The sequence below is a fragment of the Streptomyces sp. ISL-99 genome (assembly GCF_018614005.1).
GTDB lineage: Bacteria > Actinomycetota > Actinomycetes > Streptomycetales > Streptomycetaceae > Streptomyces > Streptomyces flavidovirens.
This window is the reverse complement of sequence record NZ_JAGGPC010000012.1, coordinates 51374-72536: the sequence shown is the minus strand read 5'-3', so window position 1 is coordinate 72536 and position 21163 is coordinate 51374. Positions and strand designations below refer to the sequence as shown.

Annotated in this window: 10 protein-coding genes, 1 tRNA gene and 4 pseudogenes; 7 read left to right on the top strand and 8 right to left on the bottom strand. The window is 68.0% G+C overall.

The features are described 5' to 3' along the window. Nucleotides 1-64 precede the first annotated feature (64 nt). A pseudogene (locus J7E91_RS35725) lies at nt 65-175 on the bottom strand (transcriptional regulator); the annotation flags it as partial. Between the two features lie 156 nt (nt 176-331). Between J7E91_RS35725 and J7E91_RS07305 the strand changes: the two are divergent. Beyond that, a pseudogene (locus tag J7E91_RS07305) lies at nt 332-611 on the top strand (tyrosine-type recombinase/integrase); the annotation flags it as partial. Nucleotides 612-960: 349 nt separating this feature from the next. Here the strand turns inward: J7E91_RS07305 and J7E91_RS07300 are convergent. Beyond that, nucleotides 961-1320, bottom strand: coding sequence for a DUF805 domain-containing protein (locus tag J7E91_RS07300; protein WP_214900079.1), 360 nt, complete (start codon nt 1318-1320; stop codon nt 961-963). A 1016-nt stretch (nt 1321-2336) separates the two neighbouring features. Here J7E91_RS07300 and J7E91_RS07295 point away from each other — a divergent pair. Both J7E91_RS07295 and J7E91_RS07290 read left to right on the top strand, forming a co-directional pair. After that, nucleotides 2337-2609 (top strand): hypothetical protein, encoded by a 273-nt coding sequence (locus J7E91_RS07295; protein WP_214900078.1) that lies wholly within the window; start codon nt 2337-2339, stop codon nt 2607-2609. After that, on the top strand, nt 2606-2929 hold the full coding sequence (locus J7E91_RS07290; protein ID WP_251015301.1) for a PIN domain-containing protein: 324 nt from the start codon (nt 2606-2608) through the stop codon (nt 2927-2929). The genes J7E91_RS07295 and J7E91_RS07290 overlap by 4 nt, the downstream gene beginning before the upstream one ends. A 435-nt stretch (nt 2930-3364) precedes the next feature. On the opposite strand, the gene J7E91_RS07285 is transcribed toward J7E91_RS07290, so the two are convergent. The 4 genes and pseudogenes from J7E91_RS07285 to J7E91_RS07270 all read right to left on the bottom strand — a co-directional run bounded on the left by J7E91_RS07285 (nt 3365) and on the right by J7E91_RS07270 (nt 13321). Beyond that, nucleotides 3365-3784 (bottom strand): hypothetical protein, encoded by a 420-nt coding sequence (locus tag J7E91_RS07285; RefSeq protein WP_214900077.1) that lies wholly within the window; start codon nt 3782-3784, stop codon nt 3365-3367. Nucleotides 3785-3794: 10 nt separating this feature from the next. Continuing rightward, nucleotides 3795-9938 (bottom strand): FG-GAP-like repeat-containing protein, encoded by a 6144-nt coding sequence (locus tag J7E91_RS07280; RefSeq protein WP_214900075.1) that lies wholly within the window; start codon nt 9936-9938, stop codon nt 3795-3797. A 673-nt stretch (nt 9939-10611) separates the two neighbouring features. After that, nucleotides 10612-11037 (bottom strand): annotated as a pseudogene (locus tag J7E91_RS07275) (winged helix-turn-helix domain-containing protein); the annotation flags it as partial. A 250-nt stretch (nt 11038-11287) separates the two neighbouring features. Beyond that, nucleotides 11288-13321, bottom strand: a complete 2034-nt coding sequence (locus tag J7E91_RS07270) for a hypothetical protein (protein ID WP_214900074.1) — start codon at nt 13319-13321, stop codon at nt 11288-11290. A gap of 559 nt (nt 13322-13880) precedes the next feature. Between J7E91_RS07270 and xerC the strand changes: the two are divergent. Further along, nucleotides 13881-15247 (top strand): annotated as a pseudogene (gene xerC, locus J7E91_RS35720) (tyrosine recombinase XerC); the annotation flags it as partial. A gap of 47 nt (nt 15248-15294) precedes the next feature. Here the strand turns inward: xerC and J7E91_RS07260 are convergent. After that, nucleotides 15295-15367 (bottom strand) — tRNA-Arg (locus J7E91_RS07260). Nucleotides 15368-15549: 182 nt separating this feature from the next. Here J7E91_RS07260 and J7E91_RS07255 point away from each other — a divergent pair. Continuing rightward, nucleotides 15550-17271 (top strand): class I adenylate-forming enzyme family protein, encoded by a 1722-nt coding sequence (locus J7E91_RS07255; protein ID WP_214900072.1) that lies wholly within the window; start codon nt 15550-15552, stop codon nt 17269-17271. Here the strand turns inward: J7E91_RS07255 and J7E91_RS07250 are convergent. After that, complete coding sequence (locus J7E91_RS07250) at nt 17258-18568, bottom strand: M6 family metalloprotease domain-containing protein (protein WP_214900071.1); 1311 nt, start codon at nt 18566-18568, stop codon at nt 17258-17260. The two genes, J7E91_RS07255 and J7E91_RS07250, sit on opposite strands and share 14 nt — an antisense overlap. Before the next feature lie 253 nt (nt 18569-18821). On the opposite strand from J7E91_RS07250, the gene J7E91_RS07245 reads away from it, so the two are divergent. Together J7E91_RS07245 and J7E91_RS07240 are read left to right on the top strand one after the other, a co-directional pair. Next, nucleotides 18822-19511 carry a TetR/AcrR family transcriptional regulator gene (locus J7E91_RS07245; RefSeq protein ID WP_214900070.1) on the top strand — a complete coding sequence of 230 codons (690 nt, stop codon included), beginning with the start codon at nt 18822-18824 and terminating at the stop codon, nt 19509-19511. A 91-nt stretch (nt 19512-19602) separates the two neighbouring features. Further along, nucleotides 19603-21123, top strand: a complete 1521-nt coding sequence (locus J7E91_RS07240; RefSeq protein WP_214900069.1) for an MFS transporter — start codon at nt 19603-19605, stop codon at nt 21121-21123. The last annotated feature ends 40 nt before the right edge of the window (nt 21124-21163 follow it).

The following is a 21163-nucleotide window of genomic DNA, read 5'->3' as shown; positions in this document are numbered from 1 at the left end:
CCGTGGGCCAACGCTCCCCGTTCTCCCCTGGTCAGGGCGCGCAAGCACCTTTGCGCGCCCTGGGTCAATGCAGCCCTTCGACGGCTTTCACTATCAGCGCGCGGGCTGACGCCCCGTACACCGCCATGCCCCGCAGTTCCTCGAACGCCTTCAAGTACATGGTGATCTCGCAGGGCCCGTGCTCGGCCTGCCTGCCGACCGCCGACGATCCTGACGACCGCGGCCCCCTGTTCTCCCTCCGGGGAGGGTAGGGGGCGCTCACCTGCGTTGGTTGCGCGCACCCGTGAGACCCCGGCGCCGGGGGACCAGCTCCTGCTCCGGTCCCTCGTAGCCGGCGATGTGCATAGCGCCGCTTCGCTGGCACCGGATGCGGCAGACCGCCGCCAAGCAGCGCGCGGGGGGAGTCCTGGGATGAGGGCGGGTACGTCTTCGGCACACGCAACGGCCGACCGGTCGAGCCGCGCAACGTGTGCCGCTCCTTCACCCACGTTGCCGAATCCGCCGGCCTCCGCGTGATCCGGCTGCGTGATGCCCGGCACGGCTGTGCGTCGCTGCTCACCGCGGTCGGGGTGGCTCCCCGTGTCGTGATGGAGATCCTCGGGCACAGCCAGAAGAGGCGGCCCGGTCGTGATTGCCCGATGCCGTTGAGTCGAACGTGAATGTCAAAGACCACCCCTCAACGCTGAGGGGTGGTCTTTTCGTTGGTGCCCCCGGCAGGATTCGAACCTGCGACACCCGCTTCAGGAGCGAGGTGAGGCCAGTTGGGCTGTGACCTGCCGCATGACGGCTTCGGCGGATGTCGGCTGCTGTCCCTGCCAGTTACCGGGGCTCCCCGTGACTCCCCGCCCGATCCGGCGCGGTTGTGGCACGGACTGCAGTTGACGGAGCTCTCGTGAGAACGGTCAACAACGGTGGCCCGTCAGCCTCCTGGGTTGAGGGGCCACCGTGAGCGGGCGAATGTCAGGCAGCCGCGGCGGCCAGCTTCGGGTTCGGGCCGTGCTCATTCTCCTCCGGCTTGCCGTCGCTGGCCAGGAAGACCAGCAGGACGATAACTCCCACCAGCGGGACCAGGGCGATGAGCAGCCACCAGCCGGAGCGTCCCGTGTCGTGGAGGCGGCGGACGCTGACTGCGAGGCTGGGGAGCAGGACGGCGAGCTCGTAGATCACGGCGATGACGCCGGTGCCAAGGAGGCTGATGTCGATGGCCATCAGCGCGATATAGATGATCGAGCTGATGAGCGTGAACATCCAGTATTCCTGGCGGCGGGCGCGCCCGCTGAATGCGGCGTACTTCTTGAGGACGTCGATGTACCAGTGCATGGGTCCCCCCAGGGACGAGCGGTGGGGGCCGGTCCGAAAGAACAAGCCAGCGCGGAATGTAGATGGCCTGATGTACACCGGTCAAAAAGTTATCGGGCAGCGGCCGATCGGTGACCAGGGATGGCCCGATAAGCCCCGAGTTCACCTACTTTGAAATTCGTGATTTCGTGACGGATCAGGCCGGTCCCGGCGAGGCAGCCGTCGATGATCTGCTGCGGTACTGGATCTCGCGCACCCCCGGCCGGCGCCGCCGCGCTGTGCGCGGCACCTCTGATCTCTGCATCAGACAGCACCGCTGTTCAGGAGGCCGGGAAAGCAGACGCCTCAAGCGTCAACTGTGGTGTTCTCCCGAGCTTCCACCGCGGTGCCCCGGTGCCGGTGCCCTGGTGTTGTTGCTGCCTTCCGGGGGCCACTCCGGCGCCTTGCGCGAAGGGGAGGAAGCCCTCCCGTGTGGCTGGGCAGTGCTGCGGCGGGCTGGCAGTCGATCGGCTCGCCGCCCGAACCTGGTCGGGCAGCGAGCACTTGATGAAGTAGGGAAACTTCATGGACCGGCTGCTCAAGAGGCGTCCCGGCCCGCAGTGACCGTGCCCGTTGATGTCATCCGTAGATGTCAAAGACCCCCAGCCATGATCGGCTGGGGGTCTTTTCGCTGGTGCCCCCGGCAGGATTCGAACCTGCGACACCCGCTTTAGGAGATTTCCCTGGGCGGGGCTGTGACCTGCGCAAATGTCTGCTGCTAGCTGTCTGGCCTGGGAAAACTCTACTCGGCAGTTCTCACGTGTTCGCGAGGCTTCCCTGCCTCATGTGTGCCGAATCCGTTCCGGCCGGCCACTTGGTTGGGGGCGGTACCTGTTGACGAGGACGACCAGGCGCACGCCGTAAGAACTGCCGCTGTCGCTCGGCGGCCAGGCTGACGGATGCCCCGCCCTCGTCCCAAAGTTGTGAGCGGGCAGGCGGAAACCCGTAACCTGGGACCAGCAGCAGTACGCAGCCCGATGCACGCGGAGGGGATGCCGATGACCACAGCTCCGAGCGGTGTGCCTCACCCGCCGCGCCCGTCGCCGCATCCGCTGCGGACCATCCGTGACATCCGGGAGTCCCTGCCTGAGGACCAGCGTCGGCACTTCGACGCGGAGCTCGCCGACACGGAGATCGAGGCTCTGCCCGAGATGCTGCACCGCTGGGTGACGCTGAGCAACGACGGCTTCGAGGAATTCCTGCTCTCCCGGCCCTTCGAGGGTCTGGAGTTCGGCGCCCGCTCCTACGATGCGCAGACGGACGCCGAGTGATCTACCTGTTCGACACCAATGTCGTCGCCGAGCTCACGACCCGGGCGAAGCCCGACCCGCGCGTCCTGGCCTGGTTCCGGTCCACGGCCCGCCCCAACCGCTTCCTGAGCGTGATCACCGTCGCCGAGATCGAGGCTGGCGTTGCCGCCGCCCCGGACCCCGTTAGGCAAGCCCGCTACGCACAAGCCCTCGCTGCGGTACGGCACGAATTCCGTGACCGCATCGCACCGATCGGCGAACCGGAAGCGGCCGCCTACCTCACCATCCACAAGACGCTCAAGGCCGCCGGCACCAGCATCGACCCACCGGATGCCCTGTGATCGCCGCCACCGCCCTGGCCAGCGGCTGGACGGTGGCCACATGCAACATCAAGCACATGGCCCGAACCGGGGCTCTGGTGGTCAATCCGTGGGAGCAGCAACTGTAGGTGGCCGCGGCGTCGGTGCCGTATGTGTGCTGCCACCGCAGAGGCCCTCCCGTCCGCCGGACGGAAGGGCCTCTGACCTGGTGTTCTGCTGTGCCCCCGGCAGGATTCGAACCTGCGACACCCGCTTTAGGAGTGGGATCGAATCCGTGCCGGGCGGTTCCAGACCGTGCCGCGCGGTGCTGTTCTGCCTAGTCAGTGCCACGCGGCATGGTGTTCCGTCCGGCGTATGAAGGCTCCTGCTGCTCCGTCCGCTCACGCATCGCTCACGCGTGATGAGGACAAGGGGCTCCCCATCGGTCGGCACAGCGCCCCGCCGCCCCCACGTCCGCTATTCCACCAGGGTCAGCTCGTCAGTTGCTTCGAGGCCCACAGCCCGGACTGCTGCCTGGCAGAACTCCTCCGGCGGGCAGTACTGGTGCTCCAGGATGTAGTGCAGCACCAGGTTCGGCGCGGCGTAGCAGATGCCGTCGGCCCCTGTTATCCGGATTTCCGCTGAGCCGAGCAGGACCTTCGTATCGCCGACTGGTCCGCCGAAGACGAAGGGCCTGCCCGCGTCACAGAACTCGCAGTGATGAATGCCACGCATCTGGTTCTCATACGTGACGCACAGAACCTTCAGGGCGTTCACCACGCGTTCGTCCACGAGCCCCTTGGAGTACCTGTGCTCCGCAGATAGCCATCCCACGTTGAGCATGTCGCGAGGCGACTGATCGTAGGCATACGGGGACAGGTCAGGATAGTAGGTCATCTGCTGCTCCTCAGCGTCGTGGATCGCAGTGCTTCCGGCAGATCGCGAGGTGTACCGGGCCCATGTTGGGCTTGAGGATCTCGCTCAGCAAGGTGTCTCTGCTCACCGTGATCGATCCAGACATCATCCTGAGGTCATCCCCGGGCGCTACTGTGTAGTTCGGGAGCGACTTGCCAGGCCCGACGATCTCTGACGGTTTGATCTTTTCTCCCTTCTCGACCGCGAGGCCCACCGACTGCCGAAGACCAATGCCGTCCTCTACGTAGAAGTATCCCCAGGTTCCGCTGGGCATCCGCGTGTCGCCCGTGCCTCGAACGTACCAACCATGCCCAGCAATGACGGCTTGTCCATCCGCACGACCACCCGGGATGCGCGTCGCCGCAGGACCTACACCCTTGCCGTGCGTGGGAACGTTATGCCCGCGAACTGTGGGATTCACAGCATTCCGCTGCCAGCCGGAGAGCCCACCGAGCCCTGTGAGGGCGATCTGCCCCGCGAGTTCGTCTGCGGCCTTGCTGTAGGCGTCGTACAGCGCCTCGCACCCTTGGCCGCGGAACATCTCGGCGGCCCGGTAGAGGCGGTAGGCGGGTCGGACGGGGAGGTACTTGTCGAGGAAGCCGCCGGCGCCGCCGTTCGCGCCGGTGAAGGCGTTGTAGACGTCTCCGACGAATTCGAAGGGCAGTTTGAGGCCCTGGACGAAGCCTTCGCCGAAGACCTTGAGTCCCTCGCCGAGGGACTCGACGTGATCGTCGGTGGGGTCGTCCGGGCTCCATCCGGTCGGGTCGGTGTACCGGGTGGGTGTGTTGTTGGCGTAGGCGTAGGCCGAGATGGAGGGGGTGCCGGTCGGCAGGACGGCGGGGTCGGTGCCGGTGAATCGTCCGGTGGCCGGGTCGTAGTTGCGGGCGCGCAGGTAGTAGCCGGCCGCGCTGGTGGCGGGCTCGGTGTAGGCGCCCGTGTAGGTGAAGGGGTTGGCCGGCGGGTTGGCGGCGACGTCGGTCCTGGTGGCTTCACCGAACGCGGTGTAGTCGTAGCGGATCCGCGCCGTTCCGGCCGCGTCGGTCACGTCGGTGACGGAGCCGAGCTGGTCATGGTGGAAGTAGTAGTTGCTGCCGCCGGCGGTTTGGGCCTGGACCTGGCCGAGCGGGTTGTACTGGTATTCGGCGGTCATCGTGCCGCTGGGGTTGTACTCGGCCCCGATGGTGGCGAGAGAGCCGTTGAGGTCCCACGAGGTGGTCCGCAGGACGGTGGTGCCCTTGGCGGCCTTGGTCCGGTGACCGTCTGCGTCGTAGGTGAAGGCGTAGGTGCCCGACTCGGTGGTGAGAGAGGTCAGTTGGTTCTTCGCGTCGTAGGCGAAGGTGTTGGCCCCGTCCGAGGTCTGGTTTCCGTCGGCGTCGTAGGTGAAACCGCGGTGGTTGGAGCCGGTGGTGGTGGCGGTGAGTTGGTCGGCACCGTCGTAGGTGTAGGTGGTCGTGGCACCGGGTTTGGTCTGGGTCTTGCGGTTGCCGACGGAGTCGTAGGTGTAGGTGGTGGCGCCGGGGAGGTCGGGGCAGGAGGTGGCCTGGGTGCCCGAGGCGCAGTCCGTGAGGAGCCGGTCGGCGCTGTCGTAGGTGTAGTACTGGTAGCTCGCTGCCTGGCCGGCGCGGGTGACGGCGATCCGGGTGGTGCGCCCTGCGTCGTCGAGGGTGAGCTGCCGGCCGGTGAGAACGTCACCGTTCTTGCTGTTGGTGACAGTGTTCAGGCGTCCGGCGTTGTCGTAGGCGCGTTTCTCGGTGTGGCCGTTGGCTGTCGGGAGCGTGCTGGCAGTGAGTCGGCCCGCGGGGTCGTAGGCGTAGGAGAGGGTGCCTGCCGAGCCCGACTGGCTGGTGTGGCGCCCGTCGGCGTCGTAGCCGTAGGTGACCTTGCTGCCCGTGGCGGGGCCGGTCGCGATGGCGGCGCCTGTCAGGTGGCCCTTGCCGTCGCCGTTCCACGTGCGCAGCCGATTGGCGTTGTCCGGCGCGATGATGTCTTGGTGTGTGGCGGAGCCGAAGCGCCCCACGCTGGGGATTTTGTACGGCGTCCAATCGTCCGGTTGGAGGATGTATGTGCCGAACCCGCCGGTGCCGTTGCCCGGGTAGAAACGCAGCTTGTGGTTGGTGGTGTCGACGGCCAGGAAGTCGGCCTTGTCGTCGTTGTTGAACTCGCCTGGCACGAGCTGCATCGCGCCCCAGCCACCGCCGAGGTCGGTGCGGGCGTTGAAGCCGCCGGTGCCGTCTCCGGGGTAGAAGTACAGGTGGCCGTCGGACGGTTTGATGGCGAGGATGTCGAGCTTGCCGTCGCCGTTGTACTCGATGAGCACGATCCGGTACGCGCCCCAGCCGGAGCCCAGGTCGGTGCGGGCCTCGAAGTCGCCGGCGCCGTCTCCGGGGTAGAGGTACAGCCGGTTGGCGGTTGAGCTGATGGCCAGGAAGTCGGCCTTGCCGTCCTTGTCGAAGTCGCCCGGCGTCAATGTCATCGGGCCCCAGCCGGTCCCGAGATCGAAGGGGGCGGCGAAGCCGCCCTTCCCGTCGCCGGTGTAGCGCAGGAGGCGGCCCGTCGCCCGGTCAATCGCCAGCAGGTCGAGCTTGCCGTCGCCGGTGTACTCGATGGTGAGGATCTGCTGGAATCCACTGCCCGAGCCGGTGAGGATGGTGCCGGTGGCGAAGGTGCCGTCCGAACGGCCGAGGAAGGTGCGGATGCCGTTGGTGGCATCCGTCCGGACGACGTCCGTATATCCGTCTGCGTTGAGGTCCCCGGACGTCGTCTGGACGGCTCCGCTCCAGTCCAGTTGCCGGGGAGCGGTGTAGTCGATGCTGCGCGAGGTCAGACGTCCCGCGTCGTCGTAGGTGTAGCCGTACGAGCCCTTGCCCGTGCCCGGAGTGACGCTGGTCGGCCGTCCGACCGCGTCGTAGGTCATGGTCCGGGTGCCGGTGGCGTCCGTGACCGTCTTGCGCCGGCCCAGGGCGTCGTACGTGGCTGAAGCCTGGGGCGTGGCGTCGCTGTAGGAGACGGCGGTGGGCAGGCCGCGGGCGTCGACGGTGGAAGTGGCGGTGATGCCGCGGGCGTTGGTAACGGTGGTGGAGTTGCCGTCGGGGTCGTAGCCGACGGTCGTGGTGCGGCCGAGCGGGTCGGTGACGGAGGTCTGCCGTCCCGTGCTGTCGTACCCGTAGGTGGTGGTGTGGCCGTTAGGGTCCTTGCGCGTGGCGAGGTCACCGGCCGTGTTGTACGTGTAGCCGGTGACGGCGTTGTCCGGTCCGGTCACCTTGGTGATCCGGCCGAGTGCGTCGTAGTCGGTCCTGGTCGTTCTGTCCAGTTCGTCGGTCGCCGTCACGGCCTGGTTCGCCGCGTCGTAGGCGGTGCTGGTCGTCTTGCCCAGCGGGTTCGTCACCTTGGTCTGGTTGCCCGCGACGTCGTAGGCGTAGGCCGTGGTGAACTGCGCCGGGTTCGCGCCGGTGACGTTGCCCCGGGGGTCGACCTCGGTGGCCAGGCGGCCGTCGGCGTCGTAGGTCCAGGTGGTCTTGTGTCCCAAGGGCGTGGTCAGGCTCGTCCGGTTGCCGTCGGCGTCGTGGCCGAAGGACGTGACCTTGCCGAGCGGATCGGTAGAGGTCGCGAGCAGGCCCGTGTCGGTATAGGTGTGGCGGGTGACCTTGCCGCGAGGGTCGGTGCTGGTGAGGACGTTGTCGTTGCCGTCGTACGAGGTCTTGCTGATCTGCCCGAGAGCGTTGGTGACGGAGGTGACGCGGCCCAGCGCGTCGTGGCCAGTGGTGGTTACGGCCCCCGAGGGGTCGGTCACCTTGGTGCTGTTGCCGTTGGCGTCGTAGCCGTAGCTGGTGGTGAAGGCCGCGGCGTTCGCCCCGGGCACGTTGCCGCGCGGCGAGACGGTGCTGATCAGCCGGTTGGCCTTGTCGTAGGTGTGGGTGGTCTTATTGCCGAGGGCGTCCGTCACCGATGCCAGGTTGCCGTTGGCGTCGTAGGTGCGGGTCTCGATCTTGCCGGCCGGGTTGGTGGTCCTGGTGTGCCGACCGGAGGTGTCGTACGCGTAGGTGGTGGTGCGGTCCGCCGGGTCCTTCACCGAGGTGAGACGGCCCGCGTTGTCGTAGCCGTACGTGGTCGTGCGGCCCAGCGGGTCCGTCGCGGTGCTGAGCAGGCCGCGCCCCTCGTAGGTGTAGGCCGTGGTGAAGGCGTCCGGGTCGGCGCCCGCGGCATTGCCGCGCGGGTCGGTCAGCGCTGTGACCCGGCCGGCAGCGTCGTAGCGGAGGGTCGTCTTCTCACCCAGCGGCGTGGTCACCGCGGTGCGGTTTCCGGCCGCGTCATAGGCGTAGGACGTGGTCTTGCCCCGTGGTGTGGTGACACTGCTGAGGGCACCGCGAGCCGTGTACGTGTAGCTGACCTTGCCGCCGGCGGGATCAGTGCTGGATACGATCCGGTTGGCCGCGTCGTAGGTGTACGCCCAGGTCTTGCCCCGGCTGTCGGTATGCCTGGTCAGGTTCCCCGTCGCGTCGTACGTCCAGCTCTCCGTCAGCCCGGCCGAGGACGGGGACTTCCGCGTGGCCATCCGGCCTGCCGCGTCGTACGTCATCTCGGTGGTGTTGTTGTTCGCGTCCGTGATCGCGACGGGGCGCAGGTGGCGGTCGTAGCTGTACGAGACTTTTTTGCCGTACGGGTTGATGCTCTCCAGCAGCACGTTGCCGGAGTAGACATCGGTCCAGACGCCGCCATTGGGATCGGTCGTGTGGGACTCGCGTTTGTTGTCCCGCGTGAAGGTGGTCGTCTTGCCCGAGCTGTCCGTCTGGGAGGTGACCCGCCCTGCCGCGTCGTAGGTGTTGGAGACCTTTCCGCCGCCCCGGCCGGTGGCGGTGGCCAGCCGCTTGTTCGTGTCGTAGGTGTAGACCGATGTCTTGCCGGCCTGGTCCGTCGCGGATGTCAGCAGGCCGCCGGTGTAGCCGTACGAGACTGATGTCCCGTCAGGCAGCGACATCTTGGTCAGCAGCCCCGCCGCGTCGAGGGCGAACGGGATGGTCCGCCCCGCCGCGTCCTTCACGGACGTGAGACGGCCGGAGGTGTAGGTGAGCGTGAGTCCCTGGCCGCTGCGGTCGGTGATGGAGGTCAGCCGGCCCGAGGCGCTGTACGAGCGCCGGGTCTGGTCGGGGCTGGTGACGGTGAACGACGTATCCGCCTTGGCCAGCTTCAGCCCTGAGCCGGCTGGGGCGCTGTAGGTTCCGCCTGCCTGCTCTCTGAAGACGACCCGGGCGCCGTCGGCCGTCAGCAGCGTCGCGCTGGTGCCGGCCGCGATCGTCAGCGTGGAGTCGAAGGGAGTCGACCAGCCCCGGCCCAGGAGGCCGACGGTGGCCGAGTCGGAGCGGTACGTACGCTCCAGCGAGAAGGGGGTGCCGACACCCACCAGCGAGGCGTCCGTGCTCCGGTCGTAGAACATGCCCGTCGCGGTGTTGACCGGGTCCGCGCGGTACGCCTGCCCGTAGCAGGTGCAGAGTCCGGCCTGCGCCCCGGGAATGTCCGGGGTATAGAAAGCCTCGACGAGCGGCGAGGTCGTCCCTCCCGGGCTCGACGAACCGTCAGCTCCCATCAGGAAGATCCAGGCGTAGTACTTCTTGCCGTCCTGGAGATGCCCGCCGAGGAGGCTGGAGCTCCACCAGAAGCACTGGTCGGCGGGGTAGGAGTCGGACGCCCACCAGCCGTAGCACCAGGCCCCGTTCTCCAGGTACTTACCCGACGGGTCGTCGGTGGAGCGCTTGATCTCCTGCTGGTGAACCGGTCTCTGCTGCTCGTCCATGACGTACAGCCACAGCCCGGAGACGGACGAGGCTGAGACCGAGGAGAACTTCGTGTGCCCACCGATCGACAGTGTCGCCGGGTAGGCGGTCGCGTAGGAGGTGACCCAGTCCGGGTTGGGCACTCCTGCCGCGGCGCGCGCCCCGGAACCGGCCGCGGGCGCCGCCGCCGGGCCGTGTTCCAGCGGCTTGTCAGGTTTGGCAGCCGGCTTTGCGGACCGTTGCGGTGGCCTGGGTCGAACGAACTCGCGCATCGGCGAGTGATCGCCCCGGGAGCTGCCCACCTGTGCCCTGCGCTCTTTCAAGGTCATCGCCTTGGGCGGCTTCGGCAGGTCCTTCGCTGTGCGCATCTGCGCAGCCGGTACCGTGCGTTGCTCCCCCCGTTCGGCCGCTGGCCGGGCCCAGGCGGGATCTGCTACCCCGACAGTGGTCAATAGCGCTGATGCCAGGACGAAGACGATCCCGCGACGCGCGGATCCGAACATGTCTCACTCCACCCTCAATTGGAAACAGAAAGATCGTCTGCCACAGGGGGAAGCCGCAGGGCGGAACTCGAACAAATGGCGGAAACTTGCGTACTGCCCTCCCGGGCGCACCGATCACCTGCAGGGTTTGGATGGTCCTCGGGGCGTGGCGATCCGGATTGTCCGGACGGTCCGGCCCTCGGGAGTGTCCGGATGAAGCAGCGCCACACGCCGCGACAGCATGGGACCCCACAGAGGACCAAACGACGAAGAAGGCCCTGGTCTCCGACCAGGGCCTTCTTCGCGGAGCGGGTGACGGGAATCGAACTCGCGAAGTTGCCGTGTGATTGAGCAGCCTCTGGCAGGGGTGTCCTCAACCCACGCCTCCGCGCCAGAAATAGCGACCCCAAGGCCGACGCCGGCCCAAGGCCGACGCCAGCGCGCACCACTGCGCTGGGCTCCGACATGGTCCAGGCCCTCAAGCGGCTCCGTGTCCAGCAGGAAAGGGCCGCGAGAAGCGGGGCAGGGCATGGGGAATACTGGGCGCGTCTTTACCCGGAGCCGGCCACTTCTCCTCCCGCCAGACGCGGACCGCTTCCGCGTCCTGCTCGACGGCCCGCTTGTCCGGGCGCTGGAACGACAGGCCCCACCGGCGCAGGTACTTGCCCACCCCTTGCTCGGTCAGCCGCACCCGGTACAGCTTCGCGATCAGATCCCCCACCCCGGCCCGCGTCCACAGCTGCCCCGCCAACCCCAGGTCACAGGGCCGGTGATCCAGCACGGCCTGCCGGATCGCCTGCTGCTCGACCGCGCCGAGAGCCTGATGTTCGCCAACCCGGCGCCCACGCGGCTGGGCCACGAGCGCCTCGCGTCCGCCGACCAGCCACTTCGGCCACCAGTTGTCCACCGCCTTGAGCGAGACCTGGAACACCCCAGCGACATCCTCACGGTCGCGGCCCGCCACCAACGCGGCCACCGCCCGCATCCGCAGTGCCTCCTGCGCTGATGGCGACAACTGCCGCGCGTCCGCCACTAGTTCACTCACGCAGAGATCAACGACCCAGAACACCTACTGTTTCGGATCAATAGGAAGGTCTCCACGAAACGAGGGGATTGACATGGCAGCTCGGTCAGACAGTCGGGGCGAATTGTCCAGGCGGCTCCGCCCAGTGGGACCAGTGAAGGCGGAAAAGATCACGTGGGCACATTCAACGCGGCTGCAACTCCCCGACTGCTCAGCCCTGCGTTGGTGTGGCACCCAGATGGAGCCACTGGCGTCCCAACCCTTCCAGTCGCTGAAGCGCAGTGTGCGCGGAGGCGATTGCTCGGTATCCGCGGTTTGACCTCTCCACGACCGCGAGATGTGCTGATGCCAGAAAGGCGAGTGCGCTCGTCACCTCGTCCGCGTCCACGCGCTCTCCGCGAGTACGAAGTTCACGCCTGAGGTCGGTTACTTCCAGCCATGCACCTTCGTGCAGCGGGTCATCAGCCTCGATGAGGAGGATGTCGAGCAGAACACGTTCAAGCTGAGCGTGACGCAGTTGATCACGCCGAGCTTGGCGAAGCAGGTCGTCGCGCTGGTCGGCTGGCAAAGCGGGGTCGATGAGCGGGTGAAGAGACGCGGGAGTGAGAGGGGCGAGCGCCTGCGTCCGGACGGCTTCGGCCAGAGTGCCGGTATAGACAAGGGCGATTGAGGGTTCATCGTCGGCTTCTTGCTGCAGCCGGGGATCGAAGCCAGGTCCGACGAGCAGGGTGAGGTCGGCACCGACCTTGGCACGATGGACCGGAAGACGTGAGAGGGACTGATAGACGACGCGTCCCTTGGCGGACGTCTTGGCTTCGACGGTGACGACGCGACGGTACACGCCCACTCCAATACGGACGACGCCATCGGCGTTTTCCTGACCGCCGATGTGATGGCCCGGCATGCCGAGGTAGGCGAGGGCCGCGATGACTGCCCGCTCCAGGCGCTCGGGAGACGAACTTTCGTATGCTGCCGACTCCACTTCCACAGCAAGCGCTTCACCTTGCGCAGAAGCTGCTTTCGGCTCGGGCGCAATGGCGGTGTCGGGCTCTGGGGGCACCGCTGGGTCCAGCGGGGACATGTACGGGATTGCCGCCAGAATGGCGCGGCCCAGAGCCGTGACGCGATACGTGGTAGACGAAGGCTTGGCCACCAGGCCGCAGGCCAACAGCAGGTCCAGACGGGCCTTGATTGCGGTGGCGTGCAGTCGGCGACCGCCGGGGGGCGTATACGCAAGTGCCCGATCGGCGAGGCCAGCGGCGGTCGAAGTGGTCACGGTATCGAGTTCGTGAAGGATCTCCGTGAAGTAGAGGACGTGGCCTTGAATGATTCTGACCAGGTCGAGGGGCTCGTTGCTGACCACCCAAGCGGCGCCCGCCTCGGTGGCGGTCCAGCTGGTGGACGAATCGCGTCGGATCAGGCCCAGTGCTTTGGCTGCTTCCCGGGCACTCTTTGCACTCGACGCGGTCTTGATGCCTGGGAACGCCTCTTGGAGCAGTGCGGTGAACGCATCGTCGGTGATCGAGGGAATGGCTGCCTCCGTGAGGAGTCGCAGCGCCTCCAGCCGACCATCGTTGTCCTGCTGTCCCGGCACGTACAGTGCTGCAGCGTGGGGGCGGTCTCGCAATCCTTGCTGATCGAGCCGCTTGAGCAGCCTGGCCACGGCTGGTGGGGGTGTCGGTAGGTTGCCCGGCTCGTCGTCGATCTCCTGAGTGCCAGGGACGAGGAGAGGACGGATTTGCTGCCCCGTTGCGGTCAGATGTACCTGTCCGTCGAACAGGTCGGCCAAACCGAGGGCCCGCAACCAGTTCGTACGATCGCGGACAGGACCAGGTGAGTCCCAGGGGAGTCCGAAGCGTCGTGCAGTGTCCACCAACTCTTGGTGTGTTGCAGGCTGCTCGGCCAGTGCTCCCATCAGTTCTCCGATAAACCGGACATGCCGGTGGAAGATGCCGATCAGATCGCACGGATCACCGCTCTCCAGCCACTGTAGAGCTGACGCGGTTGGCAGGAAACGGTCTTCTACCCTGCTCAGCACTCCTGCTCGGGCGAGATCCGACAGTATGCGACTGGGAGATCGGTCCTCCACGGGAAGCGTGGAGTCCTGAGCCCGGCCATCGGCCGATTTGCGCAGATCGCTGATCAAGTTGCGCAGCTGGCTTTCCCACCCCGACACCGAGCCCGACATCTTGGGCGTTGAACTCGTACGCAACGACCAGGCGAGCGGATGAACCATCTTTCCCATGGGGCGGAACAATATTCACAGTGCTGAAACCAAAGGAAAGATGATAACGAATGATGCTGGATTGCTCGGATGGTTACCTTCGGGGTCTACTGATGACCGATTTCCGCCATCTCTGATCGGTTATGGTCTGGGCGGGCCGACCGGTCAGAGAGCGGTTGCATTGTGGACGTTTGCCCGCGTTGATGTCGTGGACGTACTTGGCAAGGCGCTCGCGGTTCTTGTCCGACAGGCCACGCGCAAGCGCCCACCCTCCGGATGGACGGTGAAGCAATGCAGGGGTACCCCAGTCCGCTCACGCATTCCACCCGCCTGAACGTGAGTCCGCCCGTTAGCGCAGCAACGTTGCGCCGGCCGCCCGCCTACCTGGCTCCCAAGAGACTCGGGCCACCCGCCAGGTGACGGCGAGCTGCTGCTCTGCCAGCCTGAGGGCGGCCAGCTGCCACCTGGGAGCAAGATGATCCTGAATTCAGAACGGTTCCCGAGATTCCGCGATGAGCCTTCCAGATCGCCGCCCCGAGTTGTATGTGTCCCGAACTACCCTGGCGATTCCCTCTACTACGACATCGAGTCGACACGCCGACGGCTCAGCCATGGCTTGGACCTCACCAGCCGTCTCACGGTCGGCGAGTGGCTGGATATCTGGCTGGCGGGCAAGAGGGGGCGGCAGAGCGCGATCAGCCGCGACGAGAGCAACATTCGTGTCCACCTCCAGCCGCGCATCGGACACCTACGGCTGGACCGCCTTCGGGTCACCCACCTGTCGGAGATGTTCGAGGCCATAGCCGAGGCCAATGTCGAGATCGCCGAGGGGAACGCCGCACGACGCAAGGCGTTTGAGGATCTCGCACAGATTCCCTGGAAGGGACGGGAGCCCCGTGCGCGTCGTAAAGCGATGAAAGCGGCCATCGCGGAGATGGATCCCTACCGCCGCATCGTCGGTCCGGCCACGCGCCAACGCGTTCGCTCCACACTGCGGGCCGCTTTGAACGCCGCGATCGCCCAGCAGTTGATCACCTTCAACCCGGCCGCCCATGTCGAGTTGGACGCGGGCAGGCGCCCCAAGGCGCTGGTGTGGACCGAGGAGCGCATCCTCCACTGGAAGCGCACCGGCGAGAAGCCCTCACCGGTGATGGTCTGGACACCGGAGCACACGGGCCGCTTCCTCGACCATGTCGCCGAGGACCGCCTGTACGTGCTGTTCCACCTGGTCGCCTTCCGTGGACTGCGGCGAGGTGAGGCATGCGGTCAGAGGTGGACCGACACGCACCTGGACGCCGGGCTCCTCACGGTCGCCAAGCAACTCGTGGTGAACGGCTGGGAGGTGTACGAGGACGATCCCAAGACCGACGCCGGAGCGCGCACCATCGCCCTCGACTCCGACACGGTCCAGGCCCTCAAGCGGCACCGCGCCCAGCAGGACAAGGACCGCGAGGAGTGGGAGAGCGCGGCTGGGTGGAGACCGGAAGGGTTTTCACCCGCGAGAACGGAGAACTGCTCCACCCCGCCAACGTCACACGGCGGTTCATCGAGCTGTACGAGGAAATCGGTCTTCCGCCGATCCGGCTCCACGACCTCCGTCACGGTGCCGCGACCCTGGCTCACGCGGCCGGTGCCGGCCTGAAGGACATCCAGGAGATGCTCGGCCACTCCTCGATCACCATCACGGCCGACACGTACACGAGCCTGCTCCCCGAAGCGGACCTGGCGATCGCCGAGGCCGCAGCCCGGCTCGTACCGCGAGCCCGTGCCACCTCCGAGAACACCGCTCTCGAAGCGGAGTCCGAGCCTGACGACGCGGAGAAGCCCGACCCGGAGTCCGTGCCGGATGATGCTGATCCGTTGGGCGGTATTTCGGAGATCAACTCTCCGTCCGCTGACGCACCGCTCACGCAAACGGCCCCGGACGAGGAGTCCGAGGCCGACTAGAGCGCCTCCCTGGGGGATAAACCCCAGGTCAGAGCGGTAACGCGTTGTGCCCCCGGCAGGATTCGAACCTGCGACACCCGCTTTAGGAGAGCGGTGCTCTATCCCCTGAGCTACGGAGGCGTGGCCCGGTGGTGTGGGCCGAGGGTTAGCGTACCGGGTCGGGGGGCCGGTGTGGGAATGGGTTCTGCGGTGTGGTGGCGTCGGGGTGGCGGGGGAAAGGTGGGGGATGCATCGACCTTGACCGGGAGTGGGGGCGGGCGTAGCGTCCGGGGGGCTGAGCAAGCGCTTAGAGAGGTTCTTCCGTGCCGAACAGTGATCCGTTGCGCGCCGCCGAAGCCGCGCTGACCGCCCCCGGGGCGCCCTTCGAAGTCGTGCGTGCGGAGGACGGGAGCCCGTTGTACGCCGGTGGGCCGCGGACGCTGCGGGAGTTCGTCGAGGCGGTCTGGGCGTACGGGGATCAGGTCTTTCTCGTCGCGGAGAGCGGGGCTTATACGTACGGCGAGTTCTTTGCCGCCGCCTCGGCTCTGGCTCGGCGGTTCGTCGGGGAGTACGGGCTCGTTCCCGGCGATCGCGCCGTTATTGCCATGCGTAATCACCCTGAGTGGCAAGTCGCCTTCTGGGGTGCCCAGTTGGCCGGGCTCGTCGCCGTGCCGCTGAATGCCTGGTGGACCGAGGCTGAGTTCGCGCACGCGCTCGACGACTGTGCGCCGCGCGTCGTGCTTGTAGATGGGGAGCGGTTGCCGAGGGTTGAGGCGTGGCTCGCGGGACAGTGGGGTGCGCAGGGGGAGGGGTGGCAGGAGGGGCAGCCGGGGCGGCCACGGGTTGTTGTGTTTCACGGGGGCGGTGGGGAGTGGGGTGAGGCGTACGAAGGGATTCGGGTGGCCGATCCGCTCCTCGGGCCGCCCGATGTCGACGTACGGGGCGAGGACGACGCGACGATTATCTATACGTCCGGCACCACCGGGCGGCCCAAGGGTGCCGTCGCCACCCACCTCGCCCAGGTCGGCGCCGCCACCCACCCCCGGTTCCACGCCGCGCTCTCCGCGCTCGGGCGCGGGCAGGTTCCGGGGCAGGGGCCCGCCCCCGTATCGCTCATGACGTTCCCCTTCTTCCATGTCGCCGCCTTCACCGCCCTGTACTCCGTCATGGCGGCCGGCGGCACCCTCGTCCTCATGCGCAAGTGGGACGCCGCGCAGGCGCTCGCGCTGATTCGCGAGCACCACGTCACGCACTACGCCGGTGTCCCGGCCACCGCCCTCCAGTTGCTTGACGCCGCCGAAGCGGCCGGGGACGAGCTGGCGAGCCTCACCATGCTCAACACCGGCGGGGCCGCCGCGCCCGCCGAGCTCGTCGGGCGGCTCACCGCCCGGTACGGCGAGCGCATCGAGCCGCGCAACGGCTACGGGCTCACCGAGACCAGCGGCGGAGTCCTGGCCAACTTCGGGGCGGCGTACCGCGCGTATCCGGGCAGTGTCGGCCGGCCCGCACCCGGCATGGAAGTGCGCATCGCCGGGCCGCAGGGGCAGGCGCTCCCCGAGGGTGAGGTCGGTGAGCTGTGGCTGCGCGGGCAGTCGCTCATCAGGGGGTACTGGAACGACCCCGAGGCGACCTCACAGGCATTCGCCGACGGCGGCTGGTTCAGGACCGGGGACCTCGCGACCGTGCGCGACGGCCGCGTCAGCATCGTCGACCGCATCAAGGACATGGTCATCCGCGGCGGCGAGAACGTGTACTGCGTCGAAGTGGAGAGCGTGCTGCACGATCATCCGGACGTGCTCGACGCCGCCGTGCTCGGCGTCCCGCACCCCGTCCTGGGGGAGGAAGTCGCCGCCGTCGTGCAGGTGCGGCCGGGAGCCACGGCCGGTGCGGACGAGCTGCGCGCACATGTCGGCAAGCACCTCGCCGCGTTCAAGGTGCCCGCCCATGTGCTCGTACGGGACGAACCGCTGCCCCGCAACGCCACCGGGAAGGTCCTCAAGAGGGAGCTGCGCACCACCGCGGGCCTCCTCGTCAGCGGCGGGTGACGCGCACCCGGAAGTTGCCGCGCTCGTCCTCGTCCGTCACCGAGATCCGCACCCCGTACTGCCGGTCCTTGAACGTCTCGCCCTCCCCGAACGGCGCGTCCGACAGCTCCGCGTGCACATTGGGCCGCCGCGTGCAGCCCCCGCTGTCGCGCTCACTGTCGGCGACGGTCACCGGGCCGTTGCCCGTGTCGACGTCGGCGTCGACCCGGTAGATCAGGACGCCCGGCTTGCAGACGGCCTCGTCGTTGCCCGCCCGGGTGCGTACCTCGACCGCGTATCCCGTCTTCTCGGTCAGGGGTACGAACACCAGCTTCGCCCTGCCGTCGCCCCCGCCCCGCGCGGCGAGCGGCGCCAGGATGTGCTCACTGGTCCCGGGCGCGGACGCGCAGCGGATCTGATCGCTGTCGAGCCAGCCCAGCTTCCACTTGTGCCAGCCCAGCAGGTCGTTGTTGGCGCCCCAGTCCTCCGACATGATGTCCCAGTGCCCGACCGCGCCCCCGCCGTCCACGGTGTAGAGGTCCGGCAGCCCGAAGACGTGGCCGTTCTCGTGCGGCAGCACCCGGTAGCCGGTCTCGCCGTACGAGCCGGACCCGTCGTCCTGGCGGCTGTAGACGAACGACGTGTTGGCGAGCGGGACACCGTCGGCGCGCGGCGCGTCGTCGTTGCCGGAGAAGGTGACGGACAGGACGGTGTCCAGGGCCGAGGGGCCGGCATTGGGCGTCACCAGGACGTTGACCAGGTCGTACGCGCGGTAGTTCACCCGGTCGTCGGTCTCCGCGATGATGTCCTGGACGAGACTGCGGTAGCCGGGTTCGTACGGTGAGCCGCGGTCTATCCCGTACGCCGCGAAGGGCATCGGCATCCGCACCCAGTCGGTGAACGGCGTGACGGGCCGGTAGCGCAGCCGCCCGTACGAGCCGGTCGCGAACCACTTCGTCGTCTGCGGGAAGAACTCCTCGAACCGGTCGCGCGCCGGGCCCTTCCCCGGCGCGTCCGAGAAGTCGATCATGAGGGTGAGGGCGCGTACGTCGCCCGTGGAGCGGGCGAATCCGGGCGGCGTCGGCAGTCCTTCCGACATCTGTACGCCCATGGTGCCCGAGATCCTGCACGGCTTGAGGGCGGCTTCGTCGGCCACCGAAACCGCCTGGTCGGCGGCGGCCACCGGTCCGGCCGACGCCTTGGACCCGTCGGCCAGCGGGGAATCAGCGGAGGTCAGGGAGGTGAAGGCGAGGCCGGTGAGGGCGGCCACGCTCACTATGTGGCGGGGCTTGCGTATCCGGGGGCGGGTCTGCTGCATAGATTCGCCTTCGGGTCCGCGGCAGCCGGCCGTCCCTGACTGCTCTCGTTCGATCACCCTGTGCCGGGGGCCGTCCGGGCGCCCGCTGGGTGGCCCGATCGTGGGAATTTCCGGGCGCGGAAGTGATCCGGGTCACAAGTGCGACTTCGGGAAATAACCGGGGACGGTCTCCCCGTTTACGCCTGTGTTCGCCGAAGCGGGGACTCGGTCCCCGGTTCGGTTCGGTCCTCGATTACGTACGAGAGGGAGCGCCGTGGTCACCGAAACCGACACCCGCACCGAAACCGCGCAGCGCACCGAAACCGCGCGGGGCCGGACGACGCGGACGACGCGCCCGCGTGCCGACGCCGTGCGCAACCGGGAGCGGATCGTCGCGGCCGCGCGCGAGATGTTCGTCGAGTTCGGCCCCGAGGTGCCGCTCGACGAGATCGCCCGCCGTGCGGGCGTCGGCAACGCGACGCTGTACCGCCACTTCCCCGACCGCGACGAGCTGATCCACCACGTCGTCGTCTCCGTCATGTCCCGCACCACGGACCAGGCGGAAGCGGCGACCGCCGAAGAGGCCGACGCGTTCGACGCGCTGCGCCGCTTCGTCCACGCGGCCGCCGACGAGCGCATCGGCGCGCTGTGCCCGATGCTCTCCGGCGGCTTCGACAAGGACCACCCGGAACTCCTGGCCGAGCGCGGGCGCCTCGAAGAGGCCGTCGACCGCCTCATGACGCGCGCCCGGCAGGCCGGGCGGCTCCGCGACGACGTGGCCGTCGGCGATCTGATGGTGGCGCTCTCCCAGCTCACCCGGCCGCTGCCCGGCAGCGCCTGCGTGAACTTCGACCAGTTCGTACACCGCCACCTGCAACTTTTCCTCGACGGCCTGGAGGCACCGGCGCGCTCCGTTCTCCCCGGTTCTCCCGCGACCTTGGAGGACCTGCGCCGGGAGTCGTGACGCTCTCCTGACTCCCGACTCCCGACTCCCGCCCCCTGCCCACGTAATTACGTACCTTTTCGCCTCTTCGCACCCTTAGGTGGATACCCCCATGCCAAAAACGCCCGACACCGTCCTCCCTGATCCCAACCGCTGGAAAGCGCTGGTGTTCATCGCCCTCGCCCAGCTGATGGTCGTGCTCGACGCGACGATCGTGAACATCGCGCTGCCGTCGGCCCAGCAGGACCTGGGGATCTCGGACGCCAACCGCCAGTGGGTCATCACGGCGTACGCCCTGGCCTTCGGCGGCCTGCTGCTCTTCGGCGGCCGCATCGCCGACCTGTGGGGCCGCAAGCGCACCTTCGTCGTCGGCCTGCTCGGCTTCGCCGCCGCCTCCGCGCTCGGCGGCGCCGCCACCAACGAGGCGATGATGCTGGGCTCGCGTGCCCTCCAGGGTGCTTTCGGCGCGCTGCTCGCCCCGGCCGCGCTCTCGCTGCTCGCGGTGACGTTCACCGACGTACGGGAGCGGGCCAAGGCCTTCGGCATCTTCGGCGCGATAGCGGGTGGCGGTGGCGCGGTCGGCCTGATCCTGGGCGGCTTCCTCACCGAGTACCTGAACTGGCGCTGGACCTTCTTCGTCAACATCCCCTTCGCGATCGTCGCCGCCGCGGGCGCGTACTTCGTGATCCGCGAGCCCGCCGGCGGCCGCAACCGCTCGCCGCTCGACATCCCGGGCGTCGTGCTCTCCACGCTGGGTCTGGTCGCGCTGGTGTACGGCTTCACGCGCGCCGAGTCGGACGGCTGGGCGGCGGGTGCGACGATCGGCCTGTTCATCGCCTCGGCCGTGCTGCTGGCCGCCTTCGTGGTCGTCGAGTCGAAGGTCAAGTCGCCGCTGCTGCCGCTGCGCGTGCTGATGGAGCGCAACCGCGGCGGTGTCTACGCCTCGCTCGGCCTCGCCGTCATCGCGATGTTCGGTCTCTTCCTCTTCCTGACCTACTACCTCCAGATCGTGAAGGGCTACTCGCCCGTCATGACCGGCTTCGCCTTCCTGCCGATGATCGCGGGCATGATCACGGGCTCGACCCAGATCGGCGCCCGCCTCATGACGCGGGTCCCGCCGCGCCTGCTGATGGGCCCCGGCTTCCTCGTCGCGGCGCTCGGCATGCTGCTGCTGACGCAGCTGGAGATCGGTTCGTCGTACGCCGGACTCATCCTGCCCGCGCAGCTGCTGCTGGGTCTGGGCATGGGTACGGCGTTCATGCCGGCCATGTCGCTGGCGACGCACGGCATCGAGCCGCGTGACGCGGGCGTGGCCTCGGCGATGGTCAACACCTCGCAGCAGGTGGGCGGCGCGATCGGTACGGCGCTGCTGAACACCATCGCCGCCAGCGCCACCACGGCGTACATCGCCTCGCACGCCGCCGGCGCCACCAACGAGCAGCTGCTCCAGGCGCAGGCGATGGTGCACGGCTACGCGAGCGCCATCTGGTGGGCGGTCGGCATCCTGGCCGTCTCCGCGACGATCGCGCTGACGCTGATCAACACCGGCCGTCCCGGTACGACGACGATCGCCGGCGGGGGTGCGGACGCGGAAGCCGAGGACGAGGTGAAGATCCCCGTCATCGCGCACTGACCTCCGGTCACCTTCACCGGCCTTCGTGACCTTCGGTGAC

What these genes read in the sequence shown, in the direction of transcription:
- J7E91_RS07295 (WP_214900078.1), top strand. Translation starts at nt 2,337, where the DNA reads ATGACCACAGCTCCGAGCGGTGTGCCTCACCCGCCGCGCCCGTCGCCG.
- J7E91_RS07280 (WP_214900075.1), bottom strand. Translation starts at nt 9,938, where the DNA reads ATGCGCACAGCGAAGGACCTGCCGAAGCCGCCCAAGGCGATGACCTTG.
- J7E91_RS07250 (WP_214900071.1), bottom strand. Translation starts at nt 18,568, where the DNA reads ATGCAGCAGACCCGCCCCCGGATACGCAAGCCCCGCCACATAGTGAGC.
- J7E91_RS07300 (WP_214900079.1), bottom strand. Translation starts at nt 1,320, where the DNA reads ATGCACTGGTACATCGACGTCCTCAAGAAGTACGCCGCATTCAGCGGG.
- J7E91_RS07270 (WP_214900074.1), bottom strand. Translation starts at nt 13,321, where the DNA reads ATGGGAAAGATGGTTCATCCGCTCGCCTGGTCGTTGCGTACGAGTTCA.
- J7E91_RS07240 (WP_214900069.1), top strand. Translation starts at nt 19,603, where the DNA reads ATGCCAAAAACGCCCGACACCGTCCTCCCTGATCCCAACCGCTGGAAA.
- J7E91_RS07285 (WP_214900077.1), bottom strand. Translation starts at nt 3,784, where the DNA reads ATGACCTACTATCCTGACCTGTCCCCGTATGCCTACGATCAGTCGCCT.